Raw genomic sequence first — 19,256 nt, 5'->3', positions numbered from 1 at the left:
GAATGTTAAAACTTAGATTTGATTTACAGCTTTTTACAGGAGAAAAAACTGAAAAGCCAACAGCCAAGCGTAGAAAAGAAGCAAGAGATAAAGGGCAAGTACATCAAAGTAAAGATATTAATTCTGCTTTAATATTAATTTTCGTTTTTTCTTCAATAAACTTACTTAAAGGTTATTGGTATAAAGAAGTATACAAATTTTATCATAAAGTGTTAAATTATACGTCTGATATAAGCTCGATTTACATATTTAAAAATATTGTTTTGTTTTTAAATGAAACATTATTATTGATTGTAAAGCTTTCACTGCCATTACTGCTTATTTCTTTGACAGTAGGAATAGTATGCAGTTATATGCAGGTGGGGTTTCTTTTTACCACAAAGACCCTAAAACCTAAACTTGACAAACTAAATCCTATAGCTGGATTTAAAAGAATGTTTTCAATGAAATCGTTGGTAGAACTTGTAAAATCACTTTTAAAGACAACGATACTTTTGTATATAAGCTGTAGCTATTTATTAAAAGAATATAATAATATATTGAATGTGTTTGATATGGACCTAGATCAGGTAATTGATTATGCTTGGAGTTTAGTTTTTAATATTACTATACGATTAGGTATAGCGTTGTTGATTTTGGCAATTTTAGATTATTACTATAAAAAATGGGAGCATGAAAAGGGACTAAAAATGTCTAAGCAAGAGGTTAAAGAAGAATATAAACAGACAGAAGGAGATCCAAAAATAAAGTCAAAAATTAAGGAAAAGCAAAGACAAATAGCAATGAGAAGAATGATGCAGGATGTGCCCAAGGCCGATGTTGTTATTACAAATCCAACTCATTTTGCTGTTGCTTTAACCTATAATGAAGATGCCCATGATGCTCCAAAGGTAATTGCAAAGGGGCAGGACCTAATTGCTCAAAATATAAAAAAAATCGCAAAAGAAAATGATATTCCCCTTTTTGAAAATAAGCCATTAGCAAGGAGGCTTTATTATACAGTTGATATTGGAGAATTTATTCCACCAGACTTATATCATTCTGTAGCAGAAATTTTGGCATATATTTACAGTTTGAAAAATCAATAATCGTATTTTCTATATTTTTTTAAGTCTTTTATAAATAGCAAGATCTTGAAAATTTCATTAATGATTGTACGATATATTTTAAAATATCAAATAGTCTTATACAATTTTTGACAATATAGGAGGAACTTAGATGAAATTTGGCGGTATTATTGTTGCCGTAGGTATTATAGCTATTGTAATGATAATAATAATCCCTGTGCCACTAATGGTCTTAGATTTTTTATTAAGTGTAAATATTTCACTAGGATTATTGATATTACTTATATCTATATATAATAAAGAGCCATTACAATTTTCAGTATTCCCATCATTATTGCTGGTAACTACTTTATTTAGATTATCACTTAATATTTCTACAACAAGATATATACTTAAGGATGGAAATGCTGGTAATGTAATAGAAGCCTTTGGTAATTTCGTTATTGGAGGTAATGCAATAGTTGGTTTTATTATTTTTATGATAATTATAGTTATTCAATTTCTAGTAATCACTAAGGGTTCAGAGAGGGTTTCTGAAGTAGCAGCTCGATTCACATTAGATGCTATGCCTGGAAAACAAATGGCCATCGATGCCGACTTAAACTCTGGTTTGATTACTGAAAGTGAAGCAAAAGATAGAAGGATGAGGATACAAAAAGAAGCCGATTTTTATGGAGCGATGGATGGGGCTAGTAAATTTGTTAAGGGTGATGCAGTAGCTGGCATAATTATTACTATTATTAATATCGTTGCAGGTTTTATAATCGGCTCCTTTATGAATGGTATGGAAATTTCTGAGGCGATGCAAAGATATACTTTACTTACTGTCGGAGATGGCCTTGTAAGTCAGATACCAGCGCTATTGATATCAACAGGGACTGGTATAGTGGTTACCAGAGCTGCTTCTGACTCAGATTTAGGTAATGATTTAATAAAGCAGTTATTTAGGCAGCCTAAGATAATGTTTATCATAGCAGGAGTACTATTTGTGTTAGGGATTACTCCCCTACCCAATACCCCTTATTTTATGTTGTCAGCTACTTTTGTATTTTTAGGTTATATTTTGCGTAAAGAAATTATTAAGAATGAAAGCATTGAATTAGAAGAGGTAGAAGAGGCAGAGGTGGAAGAAATAAGGAAACCTGAAAATATTATGCCACTACTACAGGTTGACCCTATAGAATTAGAATTTGGTTATGGAATTATACCTTTAGCTGATCCAAATCAAGGGGGAGATCTATTTGATAGGCTTGTTATGATTAGAAGACAAATAGCCTTGGAATTAGGTATGGTTGTTCCAATGATCAGACTTAGAGATAATATTCAATTAGATGCCAATAAATATTTAATCAAAATAAAAGGAACTGAGGTATCAGATGGAAGTATAATGTTTAATCATTATCTTGCCATGAATCCAGGTAATGCTAGTGGAGATATTGAAGGGATAGATACAATAGAGCCTGCCTTTGGATTACCTGCTAAATGGATTACGGAAGCTAATAGAGAAAAAGCGGAAATCCTTGGCTATACAGTTGTAGATCCTTCTTCAATAATTTCAACACATTTAACCGAGATTATTAAGAAATATTCCTATGAATTATTAGGAAGACAAGAAGTAAAAACCCTTATTGATAGTGTCAAAGAAGAACAATCAGCATTAGTTGATGAACTTGTTCCAAAGCTGATGTCTTATGGTGAAATACAAAAAGTATTATGTAACCTATTGAAGGAAAGAGTATCTATAAGGGATTTAGTTACGATTTTAGAAACTTTAGCTGATTACTGTCTTATAACAAAGGATACAAATATGTTAACCGAATATGTTAGACAGTCTCTTGGAAGGGCTATAACAAAACAATACATACAAAATAAAAGAGCTAAGGTTGTGATGCTAGATCCAAATCTTGAAAAGCTAATTATGGAATCAATAAAGCAATCTGAGCATGGGTCGTATTTATCCCTAGAGCCTTCTGTGGTTCAAGTAATATTAAACAATCTTTCTACAGAAATTCAAAAGTTAGTATCCATTGGTGAACAACCTATAGTAATAACAGCTCCTATAGTTAGATATTACTTTAAAAGCTTAACGGAACAAAGTATACCAGATTTAATAGTACTATCATATAATGAAATAGATACTGATGTTGAGATTCAGTCTATAGGGACGGTGAAAATATAGATGAAGGTAAAAAGGTATATAACTAAAGACGTACAAGAGGCCATGATAAAAATAAAAAGTGAATTAGGCAGAGATGCTATAATACTTCATACAAGAAAAATAAAGGAACGAGGATTAAAGGGTTTTCTTAAAAAACCTCTTGTTGAGGTAGTGGCTGCTGTAGATTCAATTGAGCAAAATAATGCTCAACCTAAATATTTTGTAAATAGTAGCCCGGTCAAACAAAATATAATTGAAAAAAACAAATCATCAAATGTTAGTTCATATGATATTAATAATATAAATAAAGAAATTGACTCCATAAAAATGATGCTGTCAACAGTGATTGACAATATGAATAAAAACTCTAATACTAATAATGATGGAGTTTTACAAAAATATGAGAAGTGTTTAATGGATAAAGGAGTCATAAAACCAGTTAGTGATAAAATACTTTCTATTGTTAGAAGGCAAATAAGTATTTCTAACGAAAATGATTCATCTATAAGGAATGCTTTAAAGATAATTTTAAAGGATTATCTTGGAAATCCCTATATAATCAGTAATAATAGTAGAAAACAAAATGTTATAATATTTGTAGGTCCTACAGGCGTTGGTAAAACTACCACCCTTGCTAAGCTTGCAGCAAAACAAACTATAATGAATAAACGTTCTGTGGCATTTATTACTGCAGATACCTATAGAATTGCGGCCGTTGATCAACTAAAAACATATAGCGAAATATTGGATGTTCCGCTAACTGTTATTTATGAACCAAATGAAGTTAAGGATGCTATTGAAAAATATTCGGATAAAGATTATATTTTTATCGATACAGCAGGAAGAAATCATAGAAATAAAGAATTACTAAAAGAAGTAACCAGTATTTTAGAGTATGTAGAGTCACCAGAAATATTTCTTCTTTTAAGCCTAACAACATCTTATAAAAATATTGAAGATATAATAAAGTCATACCAGTTTTTAGATGACTATAGTTTAATATTTACTAAAGCTGATGAGACATCGTGTTTTGGTAACATACTTAATGCCAAATTCATAACTTCAAAGCCTATATCATATTTAACTACTGGACAAAGTGTACCTGATGATATAGAAATAGCTGATATTGATAAGATTGTTAATATGTTTGTAGGTGATTAAAATGAAGGATCAAGCTACTAATTTAAGAGAACTCATAAACAGCTTTAGACAAAATAACAACAAAATCATAAGTATGAATAAAAAACCAGAAAATAGTGCAAGGGTATTGGCTATAGCCAGTGGTAAAGGTGGAGTAGGAAAAACAAATTTCACTATCAATTTAGGCATTGCATTAAGTAATAAAGGTAAAAAAATAACAGTAATAGATGCTGATTTAGGTCTTGGAAACATAGATGTTGTTTTAGGTATGATACCTAAACAAACCTTAGCTAATGTAATTAGAGGTGAAGCTAGTATAATTGATATCATTATGAAAGGTCCAAAAGGAATAAATATTATTTCTGGTGGTTCAGGGATAACTGATATGATTGATTTATCAAAACAAGAAATTGATAATCTAATAAATAATTTTTACATGTTAAATGAAATTTCTGATTATATTTTGATAGATACAGGTGCAGGTATAAATAATTCAGTGGTATCTTTTATTGAAGCTGCTGATGAAGTAATTATTATAATTACACCTGAACCGACTTCTATAACAGATGCATATGCTATAATAAAGAATATTAGGCATAAAAATAAATCAATAAAGCTCGTTATTAATCGTATAGAATCAAGCAATGAAGGACGTGAAGTATTTAATAAAATAAGTTCGGCTACCAAAAGATTTTTAGACTTTGAAGTTGAAAATTTAGGATTCATATACGAAGATTCTTCGGTAAAAAAATCAGTAAAATTACAAAAACCTTTTATTTTAAAGTTTCCAAATTCAGTTGCAAGTAAAGGTATTGATATGGCAGCATATAACCTAATAAACAACCAAACTCAAATTAAAGATATTTCTAGTTTTAAAAGATTTATTAATAATTTGTTTAATAGGATATAGAAGGCGAGTTACAAAATTATATTAAGCTATGGTAAATTTTAAATTTAGATATTTTATTGCAGCGAACTAATGTTTTTATTGAATTATATTTAATTATTTTATATAAAAAATAGTAAGGAGGTATGTTTTTGGATAAAAGGATTACTGACTTGCTGGATATTGGAGAAAACATTGAGATAGAGATAGAAAAAGATGACTCCTTTTTAAATCTTAAAAGCAATGTCATAAGGGTTATAAATGATAATATCATTGTTATATCAAACCCTATTTATAAAGGGAGAATCTATCCCATGCGAATTGGCACAAATATAAATATTGTTTTCAACAAAGAAAACAAGGGTCAATTTTACTATGTCGGTGAAATCATAGATAGAAAGAAAAAAAACAACTTAAATATTCTATTTGTTAGTAAACATAGTGACATTCGGCATTTTCAAAGAAGAGAATTTTATAGGTTAAATATAGTTTTAAATGTAGATTTACAGATAATTGAAAATGGAGCCGTTGTTAAAACTATTCCCGCCATCACTAAGGATATAAGTGGAGGAGGAGTAAGATTAATAGCAAAATCAAAGCTAGAAAAATATACGACGGTAAAATGTGTTATTCATCTTGATAATGAGACAATAGAAGCCTTTGGTAAGGTTTTAAGATGCGATCCTATTCCAGATTCTATGTTGAAATATGATTTAGGTATTTGTTATACAGCTATAGAAGAAAAGAGTCGTTCAAAAATTATATCCTTTGTATTTAAGAGACAAAGAAAAATGATTAAAAAAGGGTTGATGTAAATGGATAAAATAAAAGTTCTTGTAGTAGATGATTCTGTATTTATGAGAAGGATACTTAGTGATATCATTAATTCCCATCCAAACATTGAAGTTATTGATACAGCTAGAGATGGTGAGGAAGCTATATTAAAGGTACAAAATCTAAAACCCCATGTTGTAACACTTGATGTTGAAATGCCTAAAATGGATGGATTAAAAGCACTTCAAAAAATAATGGATATTAGCCCAGTGCCAGTACTTATGCTAAGTGGTTTAACAAAAGAAGGTACTGATGCCACTATTAAGGCCCTACAATATGGAGCTGTGGATTTCATAGCCAAGCCAAGTAATATTTTTAAGATAAATGTAGAGGATATGAAGAAACAATTATTAGATAAAATTATAATTGCTTCTAAAATAAAACTTGGAAAAAAGCTTTTCTATAAAACTCATATTCCTAAAAAAAATGTAAAAGTTCACTCCACGTCACCTAGAATACTTACCAATAACAAGGGTACAGCTAAAAAGGTAGTAGCTATTGGGACGTCTACAGGAGGCCCTAGGGCATTACAAACCATTTTACCTAATATTCCAAAGGATATTGATGCAACATTTGTAATTGTACAGCATATGCCTCCAGGATTTACAAAATCGTTGGCAGATAGATTGGATTCAATATGTGAGATAAATGTTAAAGAGGCAGAGCAAGATGATATTCTTCTACCTGGTCATGCTTATATTGCTCCTGGTGGCAAACATATGATTATCAATAAAGATAATAACAAATTAAAGATTAGCTTAAACAAGAAGCCTGCTGTATCTGGACATAGACCATCCGTTGATGCAATGATGAATTCCTTAGCTAGTACAGGAATAGATAATATTATTGGAGTTATTCTTACGGGAATGGGTTCAGATGGTGCACAGGGTCTAAAAAAAGTCAAAGAAAACTCAGCATATATAATTGCCCAAGATGAAGAAAGTTGTGTTGTTTTTGGAATGCCTAAGTCAACAATAAAGCTTGGAATTGTTGATAAGGTTCTACCAATTGATGATATTAGTGATGAAATAATAAGAGCAGTGGAGGTGTAGAATATGGACATGAATCAGTATCTTGATATTTTTATTGAAGAATCAAAAGAACATCTTCAGGATATGAATCAGCTGCTTCTAAAATTAGAAGCTTCTACTGATGACTTAAGTCTTTTAAATGAAATTTTTAGAATTGCACATACGTTAAAGGGTATGTCTGGAACGATGGGATATGTAAAAATGGCAAATTTAACCCATGAAATGGAAAATGTTCTTCAATCCATTAGGAATAAAGAAATTGAAGCAAACGAACACATTATAGATGTGCTTTTCGAATGTTTTGATACCCTTGAAGAATATGTCAATGGGCTCATAAAGAATGGTGTTGAAGGTGATTTAGATCCAAAACCATTAATAAAAAAATTAAGCAATATTATGAACAATAATAGTATGGAAAAAAGCCATGATGAAGAAGATATAAAAGACGAAGAAAATAATTCAAAATTTACAATCGATATTGAAGATATTACATATAATATCATCAATAAAGCTAGGGAAAGTAATTTTAGTTCATTTAAAATTATGGTTGTTTTGAATCCTGAATGTATGCTGAAAGCAGCTAGAGCATTTATAGTTTTCAATACTTTGGAAAAATTCGGGGAAATTATTAGATCAAAACCAAGTGCTGAAGAAATCGAAGATGAAAAATTTGATAATGCCTTTGAAATAATTTATATAACTAAACTTGATGAAAATACAATAAGAAATGAGATACTTAACATTTCTGAGATAAATGAAGTTGTTGTAGAAAGAATTAAAGTTGAAGGGAATATAAATAAGCCACAAAAAATAAAGGAAACTAAAAAAATAAATAAACCTGTTAGTAAAAATAATGATAAGCCAAAAAAAGAAGAAAAATCTAATAAATTAAAATCAAAGACTTCTAAAACAGTTAGAGTTGATATTGATAGACTAGATAATTTAATGAATTTAGTAAGTGAACTGATTATTATAAAAACGAGGTTAGAAGATATTGAAGATTCAAAGCTTAATACAAATATGAACGAAGCTGTTGAATATCTTGAAAGAATAACTACTAGTCTACATGATGCTGTTATGAAGGTTCGTATGGTACCTATTGAAAGAACGTTTAATAGATTCCCAAGGATGGTTAGGGATTTATCTAAAGAGTTGGGAAAAGAAATTAAGCTATATATGACAGGAGAAGAAACAGAAGTAGATAGAACTGTAATTGATGAGATTGGTGATCCATTAATACATTTATTAAGGAATTCTATTGATCATGGCATAGAAGATCCTAAGACAAGAGAGGAATTAGGAAAGCCTAAAGCAGGAAATGTGTATTTAAGAGCATATCCAGATGGAAATAACGTTGTAATAGAAGTTGAAGATGACGGAAGTGGTATTTCTATAGAGAAGGTAAGAGATAAGGCGTTATCCAAGGGATTAGTTTCCAAGGAAACTATTGCAAATATGAATAATGATGAAATTGTTAATCTTTTATTTAAGCCTGGATTCAGTACAGCTGAAAAAATCTCTGATATTTCAGGAAGAGGTGTTGGTCTTGATGTTGTAAAAACAAAAATAGAATCCCTCGGTGGATTAGTTGAAGTTCATTCAGAGATGAATATGGGTTCGAAGTTTATTATTAGATTGCCGCTAACCTTAGCTATTATACAAGCTCTAATGGTTACAATCGGTGATGAAAAGTACGCATTGCCTCTAAATTCAATTAAAGAAATTGCCACAATTAAGACAAATACAATTAGAAAAGTTCACAATCAGGAAGTAGTATTATTTAGAAATAATACACTGCCTATATTAAGAATGAATGAAATACTTCAAGTTAATAAAATATCTGAAGATAAAGATGAAATGATTATTGTGGTAGTTAAAAAGGGGGATAAAATAGCTGGCCTTGTAGTTGATAATTTAATAGGACAGCAAGAGGTAGTTATAAAATCATTAGGTAAATATTTATCTGGTATCAAAGTAATTGCAGGAGCTACTATTTTAGGTAATGGTCAAATAGCATTAATAGTTGATCCTAATTCATTATTTTAATATGTTATTTAGCAAGTATTAAATACAATAAATCGTTCCATAAATCATTGTAAAAGGAGGAAGCTTATGCCGATAAAGGAATATGTTGTTTTTAAATTGGATAATGAGTATTATGGCATTGATATTCATAATGTAGAAACAATAGAAAAGGTTATGCCTATGACTCGTGTACCATATACAAAAGACTTCGTAAAGGGTGTTATAAATTTAAGGGGTAATGTTGTTCCTGTAATCGATCTTAGAAAGAGATTTGATCTAAGTATGAAGGAATATGATGAGAATTCAAGAATAATCATTGTGAAATTAGATGAAATTACCGTTGGAATGACTGTAGATTCTTCGTCAGAAGTTATCCAACTATCAGAGAAAGATATTGAAGAAGCTCCATCCCTTAAGGGTACCAGCGAAGAAAACTTTGTTAAATGTATTGGTAAAAAAGATAAACGTATTATCATGATTATCGACCTATATAAAATATTAGATATAAACGATATGGAAAAAGAGCTATGATTAATAAGGAGTGTTTACATGGATAATTATCTTAATAATATTGATTCTTTAATTCTTGATGTACTAAAAGAGGTTGGTAATATTGGAGCTGGCAATGCTACAACAGCTTTAGCTAAAATGTTAAATAAAAAAATTGATATGACTGTCCCTAAAGTTAATGTGTTAGACTTTTCAGATGTTGCTGATTTGATTGGAGGAGCTGAAACTATAGTTTGTAGTACCTTATTTGAAATTGAAGGTGACTTAAATGGGAGTATAATGTTTCTCTTAGAAACCGAGTATTCAAAAAAATTAGTTAGTTTAATAATGAATGGATATGAAGTTAAGGATATTGATGATTTAGCAAAATCTGCACTAAAGGAAATAGGTAATATTCTTTCAGGTGCTTATGTTTCATCATTATCTGGATTAACTGGATTAAACATGAAGATATCTGTACCATCACTGGCTATTGATATGGCTGGGGCAATATTAAGTGTACCTGCTATTAAATTTGGTCAAGTTAGTGATAAAATATTAATTATCGAAACACAGTTTTTAGAAGGCAATGATAATGTTAAAGGCTATTTCCTCCTTGTTCCTGACTATGATTCATATGACATATTATTAAGAAGCTTAGGGGTAAGCACAAATGGATAATATAGTAAAAGTTGGAATGGCCGATCTAAAGACCACATTTTCACCTAAAATACTAACAACTTTAGGACTTGGTTCCTGCGTTGGAATTTGCCTATATGACCCTGTTAAAAAAGTTGCTGGAATGGCCCATATTATGCTACCTGACAGTAAAAACATTAGAAATAACAGCAATTTATTTAAATTTGCTGATACTGGTATAGATGCCCTAATTGATGAAATGGTAAAGAAAGGTGCTTCAAAATATAGACTTATAAGTAAAATAGCAGGTGGATCTCAAATGTTTTCATTTGCAAGTAAAAATGATATTATGAAAATTGGTGAAAGAAACGTTATAGCTGTAAAAAAAATACTCAACGATTATAATATACCCATTAAAGCCCAAGATACAGGTGGAAACTATGGACGAACTATAGAATTTCATTCAATTGATGGTAAACTTTTAGTTAAAACAATTGGACATGGTATTAAAGAACTATAATCGACTATGTTTTTTATATAATTAAATATAATTTTATAATATATAGAAACTTCTACAAAATGACTGTAAGTCATTTTGTAACCCTATGTTAGATATTTATATAGTAATAATTTTCAGTAAGAAAATATTAAAAATACTCTAAGGAGAAGGATATAGTTTATGGCTAATAATGAATTATTGAAATTGTATAAAAAAAGCAAATCAAAAGAAATAAAAGATCAACTAATTGTCGAAAATATAGAATTAGTTAAGATAATAGCAGGCAGACTATATCATTCATATAATACAAATTTAGAATACGACGATATCGTTAGCTATGGCATTTTAGGTTTAATAGATGCAATAGATAAATTTGATCCTGATAAAAATGTCAAATTTGAAACATATGCTAACTTCCGTATAAGAGGATCCATAATTGATCATTTAAGAAGCTTAGATTGGGTACCAAGGTCTATCAGACAAAAACATAAAAAGTTCGAAGAAGTAGTATCAAAACTCCAAAGTATACATGGACTAGATATTGATGATGAAATTCTAGCGAAAGAGCTTAATATGTCCTTAGAAGAATTTAAAAATTTTCTTTCAGAGGTTTCGATTTTTTCAGTTGTATCCCTCGATGATAAAATGTCTGAAAATACTAATTTTAATATAATATCTCAGGATACTGAAACAAGACCTGAAAGCAGTTACATACAAAATGAAACAAAGAAGATATTATTAAAGACAATTGATAGATTACCAGAAAGAGAAAAGATGATAATCAAACTTTACTATTTTTCTGAATTAACCTATAAAGAAATATCCAAAATTTTAAACATCTCTGAATCAAGGGTATCTCAGATTCATACTAAGTGTATCGCTAAATTAAAGAGTTCTTTAAATAGCATATATACATAAAGTATATGTAGGGGTGGGGTGAAGGAATGAAGGATTATATTGAAGAAAATAGTTGTAGAGATAATAATAATGATACAAAAGAAGAAAGTACTATAGACATAAATATAGAGTTGTCCAGTGACTACTATGAAGCCTTTATAACAATACAGTGTGAAGACGATGAAATAATAAATAAAGAAGATATAATAAATGAATTAAGGAAGAGTAATGTTACATATGGTTTAAAACAAGATGTTATAGATGAGATAGTAAAAAATCCTAAAAATGTTGATAGAATTTGTATTGCTATTGGAGAAAGACATGTAAATGGCACAGATGGAAAAATCGAATATTATGTTGAAGAAAATAAAAAAAAGAGACCAAAACAGCTAGAAAATGGGAAAGTTGATCATAAAGAATTAAATTTTATAAATCAGGTAAAAAAAGGTGATGTATTAGCCAAGAAGATACTACCTATAGATGGAAAGGATGGGAAAACGGTAACAAATAGAATTATTAAAGCAAGACCTGGAAAATATGTTGATTTTAAAAAAGGAAAAAATGTAAGCGTGTCCGATGATGGAATGTTTCTATTAGCATCAGAAGATGGTTATATTAAAGTAGAAAATGGAAAAATTAGCGTTATTAAAATTTTAGAGATAAATGAAAATGTGGGAGTGACTACAGGAAATATTAGATTTAATGGAAAAGTAGTAGTCAAAGGTAATGTGGAAAATGGATATTTAATTAATGCATCAGAAGAAGTAGAAATACATGGAGTGGTTGAAGGTGCAGAGATTACAGCTGGCACCATTATAATCCACAAAGGAGTCCATAACAATTCAAGACTTATTTGTGAAGGTGATATAAATGCTAAATTTATGGAAAACTGTTATGCACAGGTTAAGGGCAATATAATTTGCGATACTATAATTCACTGTAATATTAGTTGTATGGGAAGGATTATTGCTAATCAAAAAAAAGGGCTGATATTAGGAGGCAACATATATGCGAGAAAAGAAATTATTGCAAAGACAATTGGGAGCCAAATAGGTTCAATTACGAGGATTCAATTGGGAACCGATGAAAAATTACTAATGGATATTAAAAAAACACAAAAATCAATAGAAGAAATTAAAGTTAGTTTAGATAAAGTTACTCAAGCTATTAATGTACTGAATAATAAAAAAAGCAACTTTCCTAAGAAACAGATTTATTTAAAAAAATATTTAAATACAAAGGAGCAATATACTTTACAGCTTAGGACTTTGCAACAAAACATGAAGAATCTATGCTGTACATTAGAAGCTTTAAAATATAGCAAAGTTAGCAGTGATGAAATTTATCCTGGAACGAATATTAAAATTAATAATTCCCACTATATTGTAAAAAATGTATTAAAAAATGCTACCCTATTAAAGGAAAATGGTGAAATAGTAATTGCTCCTAATTTAATAAGGAGTTGATGATATGCCTATTAGACCTATAGATATGCAGGTACTTATGCCTAAATCACAGAATATTTCAAAAATAAGTCAGGATATGGCAAATAGAAGTGAGAATCTTTTACAGCAGGCAGATATGAAAAGTAAAAAAATAGATAAAGAAAAACTAAAAAAGGTTAATACTACTGAAAAAAAAGATAAGTCACTATTAAAAAACAACAATAGTAATGAAAATAACAAGTGCATTTATAATAATGAAAAGAGAGTAAAAAATAGAAAAAATTCTAAAATAGACATAAAAGTATAATGGGGTGCAGCATGATAAGTTTAATATTTCTAGTAATAGGTATACTAATTATTATCATTTCACTATTTTTTATAAAAAATCAAAGGGCTGAAACTAATAGCAATAAAGAATATGAGGAAGATAATATAGAATTGATTTCATCTTTAGAGTCAATAGAAGATATCATAGATGGTATTAATATAACCTTTAATAACACAATAGCTCAAATGGAGAAAAAATATAAGGTATTAGAAACTAAATTAGAGCAAGTAGAAATGAGAACATCAGAGAGTGAGTCAATTCATAAAAAAGCTTATAATGAAAAACAATGTAAACCTAAAAATACAAATATAAATAGTAACAGTGACGTAAATCATTTTAATAATAATATAGTCAATGAAAATGTTACAAAGGAAGATAAAAATACCAATAATAAAAGCGTAAAAATAAAAGAGTTATATGATAAAGGAATGAATATTCCCCAGATTGCAAAATCATTAAATATTGGGATAGGAGAAGTTAAGTTGATTATAAATTTAAAAAAAGCTAAGGTAAGGAACAATTTAGAAGTTTAATTTACTAGCTTCTAGCTACTGGTTTCTAACCTTAAGCTATTTCAACAATAAAAAATAAAGTAGGTTCTATTTTACTCAGCTTTTTCTATATTATTTTCCATTTAAGGATTAGATATGAACATAGTAACTAGTAGCAAGCAGCTAGTAATTTACTAAAATACAGTAATACTCATGGTTATATATATTTTTTTGGTTATACTATAATTTGAGTTTATTTTATTAATATTAAAGAAAAACTTTATTATACTAAATTTAAAAATTTAATATTTTAATCTTTTTTCTTGCATAATTAATATTTTATATGTTATACTACTTAAGGTAATAAATACGCACGTCTCGAAATTCTTAAACTGGTGCCTTGCTATAAGAGGTTCTTTAAGAAAATGATCGAGGCGGAGGAAAAAACCATGGAGGTGTAAATAGTGGGTGTAATTTCTATGAAACAATTACTTGAAGCAGGGGTTCATTTTGGACATCAAACCAGAAGATGGAATCCTAAGATGGCTGAATACATCTTTACAGAAAGAAATGGTATCTATATTATTGATTTGCAAAAAACTGTAAAGAAGATGGAAGAAGCCTATGAATTTGTTAAGAATTTGGCTGCTGAAGGAAAGAAGATTCTTTTTGTTGGTACAAAAAAGCAAGCTCAAGAGGCAATTGAAAAAGAAGCTAAAAGATGTGGAATGTTTTACGTAAATCAAAGATGGTTAGGTGGAATGTTAACAAATTACAAAACCATCAAAAAAAGGATTGAAAGATTAGTTCAGCTTGAAACAATGGAAGAAGATGGTACTTTTGATGTTCTTCCTAAAAAAGAAGTTATTAAGCTTAGACATGAAAAGGAAAAGCTAGAAAAATTTTTAAGTGGAATAAAAACTATGGATGGAATACCAGATGCTCTTTTCGTAGTTGATCCTAGAAAAGAAAAAATTGCTTTAAAAGAAGCACAAATTTTAGGTTTGCCAGTAATTTCTATTGTTGATACTAATTGTGATCCTGATGAAGTAGATTATGTTATCCCAGGAAATGATGATGCTATTAGAGCTGTTAAATTAATAGCTTCAAAGATTGCTGATGCTATTATCGAGGGTAGACAAGGCGAACAATTTGATACTGAAGATGAACAAACTGAAGAATTAGAAGAACCAGTGGAAGAATAAGAATATTATACTAAGGATAACTTTAATGGTAAGGGCATTAAGGGAAAAATCTCCCTTACTACTCTTACCATTTATTATAGTGTAAAGAGGAGGAATATAAATGGCAGTAACTGCTTCAATGGTAAAGGAATTAAGAGAAAAAACTAGTGCTGGTATGTTAGATTGTAAAAAGGCTCTTGTTGAAACCGATGGTGACATGGAAAAAGCTATTGAAATACTAAGGGAGAAGGGTTTAGCAAAAGCAGCTAAAAAAGCTGGAAGAATTGCAGCAGAAGGTATAATTTCATCATACATACATGGTGGTAGAATTGGAGTTATAGTAGAGGTTAATAGTGAAACAGACTTTGTAGCTAAAAATGAAGAATTTCAAACTTTTGCAAAGGATGTTGCAATGCAAGTAGCTGCTTCAAATCCATTATATGTAAGACGTGAAGAAATACCAAAGGAAACTATAGAAAAAGAAAAGGAAATTCTTAGAAATCAAGCTTTAAATGAAGGAAAACCTGAAAAAATAGTCGATAAAATGGTTGAAGGAAGGATTGAAAAATATTATAAAGAAGTGTGTCTTTTAGAACAACCATTTATAAAAAATCCAGATATTACAATACAAGATTTATTAAATGAAAAAATAGCAAAAATCGGTGAAAATTTAAACATTAGAAGATTTGCTAGATTTGAAGTTGGTGAAGGTATAGAAAAGAAAGAAGAAAATTTCGCAGAAGAAGTTGCTAAACAAATGCAAAATAAATAAAGATATTAAAATCTATTAATTTAGTAAAAACTAAAAATAGAGAGCACAGAGGTGTTCTCTATTTTTATAAGACCTATGAAATGATATTTATTAGATGTAGTGCTATGATTATTTAAAAGTTTATCTTAAATTAAAATGTTTAAATTTATAGAAGGTTTTTTAGTATTTGTGTAGAACTAATAGAACGGAGGTTAATTACTGTGAGGCCTATATATAAAAGAGTTATATTGAAGTTAAGTGGTGAGGCGTTGGCTGGTGAAAATGGATTTGGAATAGATCAAAGCGTAATTGATTCGATTGCTGAACAAGTTAAGGCAATAGTCAATTTAGGTGTAGAGGTTGCTGTTGTCGTTGGTGGGGGAAACTTTTGGAGAGGAAGAAGTAGTGAAGGCATGGATAGGACTACGGCAGACTACATGGGAATGCTAGCTACAGTAATTAATTCCTTGGCCTTACAGGATGCATTAGAGAATATTGGTGTATTAACTAGGGTTCAAACGGCTATAGAAATGAGACAAATTGCAGAACCATATATTAGAAGGAGAGCTGTAAGGCATTTAGAGAAGGGGAGAGTAGTAATATTTGCCGCTGGGACAGGAAATCCATATTTTTCCACAGATACTACTGCATCTCTAAGAGCAGCTGAAATAGAAGCCGAAGTTATTTTGCTTGCAAAAAAAGTTGATGGGGTTTATGATAGTGATCCAGCTATAAATCCAAATGCAAAAAGATTTAATGAACTTACTTATATTGATGTCTTAAATAGAGGTTTAAAAGTAATGGATTCGACTGCTACTTCTCTATGTATGGATAACAAAATACCTATTATTGTATTTAGTCTAAAGAACCCTGAAAATATTAAAAGGGTTATTTTAGGAGAAAAAATCGGTACTTATGTAAAGGAGGAGGATCTATGCTAAAGGTTCATAAGGATTTTGAAGAAAAAATGAAAAAATCAATTAATGTGCTTAAGGAAGAATTACATAGCATAAGAGCTGGTAGAGCTAATCCAGCATTATTAGACAGAATTACTATTAACTATTACGGAGCAGAAACACCATTAAAACAAATTGCTAGCATTAGTGCACCTGAACCAAGATTGTTGGTTATACAACCCTATGATTCAAATTCTATAGCTGATATTGAAAAATCCATCATGCAATCTGATTTAGGAATAAATCCATCAAATGATGGAAAAGTTATTAGACTTGCTATACCGATGTTAACGGAAGAAAGAAGAAAAGAACTTAAAAAAGTAGTTAAAAAAGCAGGAGAAGAAATAAAAATAGCCATTCGAAATGAGCGTAGAGATGCCAATGATAAACTAAAAAAGATGGAAAAAAACAAGGAAATTACAGAAGATGATTTAAAGAGAGCAGAAGATGAAGTGCAAAAAATGACTGATAAATATATAAAACAGGTTGAAGAATTAGTATCTAAAAAAGAGAAAGAAATTTTGGAGGTATAAACCAAATGGAAATACCTGATTTAGTAGGTATTAGATTTGAAGAAGTTTCTAAAAACATAGAGTGTTTAGGAGAAACCTTTAATTTTAGTATAAAAGAAACTTTATCTCCATTTATGAAAAAAGAATATAAAAAAAATGAATGTAGAGTTGTAAGACAGCAAAATTATGACAATACTATTGTAATAACGGTTAGCTATTTTTAGCCCTCCTACCTTGGAGGGTTAAATGTTTTAACGACACGGAGGTTTAAAAGTGTATGCTAAAAAATATTATGAAGAGCAATAAAGAAAAAATGATAGTAGATTTAGATAAAGATAAGCTGCCTAAGCATATCGCAATCATTATGGATGGAAATGGGAGGTGGGCAAAAAAAAGGAATTTACCTAGAATTGCTGGTCATAGAGCAGGTGTAGAAGCTTTAAGAGGTGTTATCAAAACATCTTCAGATATAGGGATTAAGTATTTAACATTATACGCATTTTCAACCGAAAATTGGAAGAGACCTGCTGAAGAAGTTAAAGGTCTGATGGAGCTTCTCGTTTTATATCTTAGAAAAGAAATTGGTGAATTGCATAATAATAATGTTAAAATAAATATAATTGGAGATATTTCAAAACTACCGTCAAAAGCAATTTCAGAGATTGATAAGGCTGTCAATCTAACATCAAATAATAAAGGGCTTAACGTTAATATTGCATTAAACTATGGTGGAAAATCAGATATTATTCACGCTGTTAAAGGCATATGTGAAAACGTATTAGATAATAATTTGCAAATTGAAGATATCTGTGAAGATACATTTTCTAAATATCTATACACAAGGGGTATACCTGATCCAGATTTATTAATACGAACAAGTGGTGAACAGAGAATAAGTAATTTTCTTTTATGGCAAATAGCTTATAGCGAACTATGGTTTACGAAGGTCTATTGGCCAGACTTTACCTCTGAACATTTAATTGAAGCAATACATGATTTTAAGCACAGAAAGAGAAGATTTGGGGGGCTTAAATAAAAGATATTCAGCTTTAGTGTGATAATATGGATATATATTTTTCATATTGTCAAGTGTGGGATATGAACTTGAAGTTGTTATCTATAGGATGGTGAATTTATGCTAAAGAGAATATTAACGGGTGTCATAGGGCTACCATTACTTATTTTTATAGTAATCAGTGGTGGGTGGATCTTAAAACTTTCTACTTTAGTGGTTGTTCTAATGGCATTGAGGGAATTTTATCAATCCTTTAATCATAAGAACATATATCCACTGAGCTGCGTTGGATATCTGTTTACTGTTTTTATGTATACGACTGCTTCAAACTTTAATATTAATTTAACTTTTTTATTGATAACCTTTGCTTCATTGATTATTTTTCTCTTCAATAAAAAAGTAACCTTTAATGATATTGCAATAACCCTATTAGGATTTTTATACATATCCTATTTCTTGTTACATATTATATTAACATCGAAATTAAATTCCAACTTAATAATCTGGTTTATATTTATAATTGCTTGGTCAGCAGATACGTCTGCGTATTTTGCAGGAAATTTTTTAGGTTCAAAATTATTTGGTCCCAAAAAACTTTTCCCTGAAGTCAGTCCTAAGAAAACTATTGAAGGATTTATAGGTGGTATATGTGGAAGTACTTTAGCTTCATTTCTATTTTCCTATTTTTTCATTCCAAGCTTTATGGTACATTCAATAATTATAGGTTTTTTTGGGAGTATTATATCTCAAACTGGAGATTTAATTGCATCGAGAATCAAACGAGCAGTAGGAATAAAGGATTTTGGTAATGTAATGCCTGGACATGGAGGAATACTTGATAGGTTTGACAGTATACTATTAATAGCACCCGTTGTCTATTATTATGCTTTATTTTTCTTCAAGTAAAAT

21 protein-coding genes are annotated in these 19,256 nt (G+C 29.7%); all 21 read left to right on the top strand.

The window, feature by feature from the left end; all coding sequences use genetic code 11:
• Positions 1–2: 2 nt before the first annotated feature.
• The 21 genes from flhB to BUB36_RS07640 all read left to right on the top strand — a co-directional run bounded on the left by flhB (position 3) and on the right by BUB36_RS07640 (position 19,253).
• Positions 3–1,088: a flagellar biosynthesis protein FlhB gene (gene flhB, locus BUB36_RS07740; RefSeq protein WP_073148711.1), complete on the top strand. Its 1,086-nt coding sequence runs from the start codon at positions 3–5 to the stop codon at positions 1,086–1,088.
• A gap of 130 nt (positions 1,089–1,218) precedes the next feature.
• Entirely contained in the window at positions 1,219–3,246 is a 2,028-nt protein-coding gene (gene flhA, locus BUB36_RS07735) for a flagellar biosynthesis protein FlhA (protein WP_073148709.1), read from the top strand.
• A complete protein-coding gene (gene flhF, locus BUB36_RS07730; RefSeq protein ID WP_073148707.1) occupies positions 3,247–4,386 on the top strand; it encodes a flagellar biosynthesis protein FlhF in 1,140 nt (379 codons plus the stop codon). It abuts the gene before it with no gap.
• A gap of 1 nt (position 4,387) precedes the next feature.
• Positions 4,388–5,275, top strand: coding sequence for a MinD/ParA family protein (locus BUB36_RS07725; RefSeq protein ID WP_073148705.1), 888 nt, complete (start codon positions 4,388–4,390; stop codon positions 5,273–5,275).
• Positions 5,276–5,403: 128 nt separating this feature from the next.
• Positions 5,404–6,066, top strand: a complete 663-nt coding sequence (locus tag BUB36_RS07720) for a flagellar brake protein (RefSeq protein ID WP_073148703.1) — start codon at positions 5,404–5,406, stop codon at positions 6,064–6,066.
• On the top strand, positions 6,067–7,137 hold the full coding sequence (locus tag BUB36_RS07715; RefSeq protein ID WP_073148701.1) for a protein-glutamate methylesterase/protein-glutamine glutaminase: 1,071 nt from the start codon (positions 6,067–6,069) through the stop codon (positions 7,135–7,137).
• 3 nt (positions 7,138–7,140) lie between these two features.
• Positions 7,141–9,162 carry a chemotaxis protein CheA gene (locus tag BUB36_RS07710; RefSeq protein WP_073148699.1) on the top strand — a complete coding sequence of 674 codons (2,022 nt, stop codon included), beginning with the start codon at positions 7,141–7,143 and terminating at the stop codon, positions 9,160–9,162.
• Positions 9,163–9,228: 66 nt separating this feature from the next.
• The gene (locus BUB36_RS19240) at positions 9,229–9,672 is read left to right on the top strand and encodes a chemotaxis protein CheW (protein ID WP_073148697.1); all 444 of its coding nucleotides are present in this window, start codon (positions 9,229–9,231) and stop codon (positions 9,670–9,672) included.
• A gap of 18 nt (positions 9,673–9,690) precedes the next feature.
• Positions 9,691–10,311, top strand: coding sequence for a chemotaxis protein CheC (locus BUB36_RS19235; RefSeq protein WP_073148696.1), 621 nt, complete (start codon positions 9,691–9,693; stop codon positions 10,309–10,311).
• Positions 10,304–10,789 carry a chemotaxis protein CheD gene (locus BUB36_RS07695; RefSeq protein ID WP_073148694.1) on the top strand — a complete coding sequence of 162 codons (486 nt, stop codon included), beginning with the start codon at positions 10,304–10,306 and terminating at the stop codon, positions 10,787–10,789. Before BUB36_RS19235 ends, BUB36_RS07695 begins: the two co-directional genes overlap by 8 nt.
• A gap of 159 nt (positions 10,790–10,948) precedes the next feature.
• Positions 10,949–11,686, top strand: coding sequence for a sigma-70 family RNA polymerase sigma factor (locus tag BUB36_RS07690; RefSeq protein ID WP_073148692.1), 738 nt, complete (start codon positions 10,949–10,951; stop codon positions 11,684–11,686).
• A gap of 26 nt (positions 11,687–11,712) precedes the next feature.
• The gene (locus tag BUB36_RS07685; protein WP_073148690.1) at positions 11,713–13,131 is read left to right on the top strand and encodes a DUF342 domain-containing protein; all 1,419 of its coding nucleotides are present in this window, start codon (positions 11,713–11,715) and stop codon (positions 13,129–13,131) included.
• Between the two features lie 4 nt (positions 13,132–13,135).
• The gene (locus BUB36_RS07680) at positions 13,136–13,417 is read left to right on the top strand and encodes a hypothetical protein (protein WP_073148688.1); all 282 of its coding nucleotides are present in this window, start codon (positions 13,136–13,138) and stop codon (positions 13,415–13,417) included.
• Positions 13,418–13,428: 11 nt separating this feature from the next.
• Positions 13,429–13,971, top strand: coding sequence for a DUF6115 domain-containing protein (locus BUB36_RS07675; protein ID WP_073148686.1), 543 nt, complete (start codon positions 13,429–13,431; stop codon positions 13,969–13,971).
• Between the two features lie 422 nt (positions 13,972–14,393).
• Positions 14,394–15,134, top strand: a complete 741-nt coding sequence (gene rpsB, locus BUB36_RS07670; protein WP_073148684.1) for a 30S ribosomal protein S2 — start codon at positions 14,394–14,396, stop codon at positions 15,132–15,134.
• 100 nt (positions 15,135–15,234) lie between these two features.
• Positions 15,235–15,885, top strand: a complete 651-nt coding sequence (gene tsf / locus BUB36_RS07665) for a translation elongation factor Ts (RefSeq protein ID WP_073148682.1) — start codon at positions 15,235–15,237, stop codon at positions 15,883–15,885.
• A gap of 194 nt (positions 15,886–16,079) precedes the next feature.
• Positions 16,080–16,805: a UMP kinase gene (gene pyrH, locus BUB36_RS07660; protein WP_334292997.1), complete on the top strand. Its 726-nt coding sequence runs from the start codon at positions 16,080–16,082 to the stop codon at positions 16,803–16,805.
• Positions 16,799–17,353 carry a ribosome recycling factor gene (frr, locus tag BUB36_RS07655; protein WP_073148678.1) on the top strand — a complete coding sequence of 185 codons (555 nt, stop codon included), beginning with the start codon at positions 16,799–16,801 and terminating at the stop codon, positions 17,351–17,353. Before pyrH ends, frr begins: the two co-directional genes overlap by 7 nt.
• 5 nt (positions 17,354–17,358) lie before the next feature.
• Positions 17,359–17,556, top strand: a complete 198-nt coding sequence (locus tag BUB36_RS07650) for a hypothetical protein (protein ID WP_073148676.1) — start codon at positions 17,359–17,361, stop codon at positions 17,554–17,556.
• Between the two features lie 53 nt (positions 17,557–17,609).
• The gene (locus BUB36_RS07645; protein WP_073148674.1) at positions 17,610–18,368 is read left to right on the top strand and encodes an isoprenyl transferase; all 759 of its coding nucleotides are present in this window, start codon (positions 17,610–17,612) and stop codon (positions 18,366–18,368) included.
• Positions 18,369–18,467: 99 nt separating this feature from the next.
• Positions 18,468–19,253 carry a phosphatidate cytidylyltransferase gene (locus tag BUB36_RS07640; RefSeq protein WP_073148672.1) on the top strand — a complete coding sequence of 262 codons (786 nt, stop codon included), beginning with the start codon at positions 18,468–18,470 and terminating at the stop codon, positions 19,251–19,253.
• Positions 19,254–19,256: the final 3 nt, after the last annotated feature.

This window comes from Paramaledivibacter caminithermalis DSM 15212 (assembly GCF_900142245.1).
GTDB classification, from domain to species: domain Bacteria; phylum Bacillota; class Clostridia; order Peptostreptococcales; family Caminicellaceae; genus Paramaledivibacter; species Paramaledivibacter caminithermalis.
Note: the sequence above shows the minus strand (reverse complement) of the source record. Positions and strands in the feature narration are given on the sequence as shown.

What these genes read in the sequence shown, in the direction of transcription:
- flhB (WP_073148711.1), top strand. Translation starts at nt 3, where the DNA reads ATGTTAAAACTTAGATTTGATTTACAGCTTTTTACAGGAGAAAAAACT.
- flhA (WP_073148709.1), top strand. Translation starts at nt 1,219, where the DNA reads ATGAAATTTGGCGGTATTATTGTTGCCGTAGGTATTATAGCTATTGTA.
- flhF (WP_073148707.1), top strand. Translation starts at nt 3,247, where the DNA reads ATGAAGGTAAAAAGGTATATAACTAAAGACGTACAAGAGGCCATGATA.
- BUB36_RS07725 (WP_073148705.1), top strand. Translation starts at nt 4,388, where the DNA reads ATGAAGGATCAAGCTACTAATTTAAGAGAACTCATAAACAGCTTTAGA.
- BUB36_RS07715 (WP_073148701.1), top strand. Translation starts at nt 6,067, where the DNA reads ATGGATAAAATAAAAGTTCTTGTAGTAGATGATTCTGTATTTATGAGA.
- BUB36_RS07710 (WP_073148699.1), top strand. Translation starts at nt 7,141, where the DNA reads ATGGACATGAATCAGTATCTTGATATTTTTATTGAAGAATCAAAAGAA.
- BUB36_RS19240 (WP_073148697.1), top strand. Translation starts at nt 9,229, where the DNA reads ATGCCGATAAAGGAATATGTTGTTTTTAAATTGGATAATGAGTATTAT.
- BUB36_RS19235 (WP_073148696.1), top strand. Translation starts at nt 9,691, where the DNA reads ATGGATAATTATCTTAATAATATTGATTCTTTAATTCTTGATGTACTA.
- BUB36_RS07695 (WP_073148694.1), top strand. Translation starts at nt 10,304, where the DNA reads ATGGATAATATAGTAAAAGTTGGAATGGCCGATCTAAAGACCACATTT.
- BUB36_RS07690 (WP_073148692.1), top strand. Translation starts at nt 10,949, where the DNA reads ATGGCTAATAATGAATTATTGAAATTGTATAAAAAAAGCAAATCAAAA.
- BUB36_RS07685 (WP_073148690.1), top strand. Translation starts at nt 11,713, where the DNA reads ATGAAGGATTATATTGAAGAAAATAGTTGTAGAGATAATAATAATGAT.
- BUB36_RS07680 (WP_073148688.1), top strand. Translation starts at nt 13,136, where the DNA reads ATGCCTATTAGACCTATAGATATGCAGGTACTTATGCCTAAATCACAG.
- BUB36_RS07675 (WP_073148686.1), top strand. Translation starts at nt 13,429, where the DNA reads ATGATAAGTTTAATATTTCTAGTAATAGGTATACTAATTATTATCATT.
- tsf (WP_073148682.1), top strand. Translation starts at nt 15,235, where the DNA reads ATGGCAGTAACTGCTTCAATGGTAAAGGAATTAAGAGAAAAAACTAGT.
- frr (WP_073148678.1), top strand. Translation starts at nt 16,799, where the DNA reads ATGCTAAAGGTTCATAAGGATTTTGAAGAAAAAATGAAAAAATCAATT.
- BUB36_RS07650 (WP_073148676.1), top strand. Translation starts at nt 17,359, where the DNA reads ATGGAAATACCTGATTTAGTAGGTATTAGATTTGAAGAAGTTTCTAAA.
- BUB36_RS07645 (WP_073148674.1), top strand. Translation starts at nt 17,610, where the DNA reads ATGCTAAAAAATATTATGAAGAGCAATAAAGAAAAAATGATAGTAGAT.
- BUB36_RS07640 (WP_073148672.1), top strand. Translation starts at nt 18,468, where the DNA reads ATGCTAAAGAGAATATTAACGGGTGTCATAGGGCTACCATTACTTATT.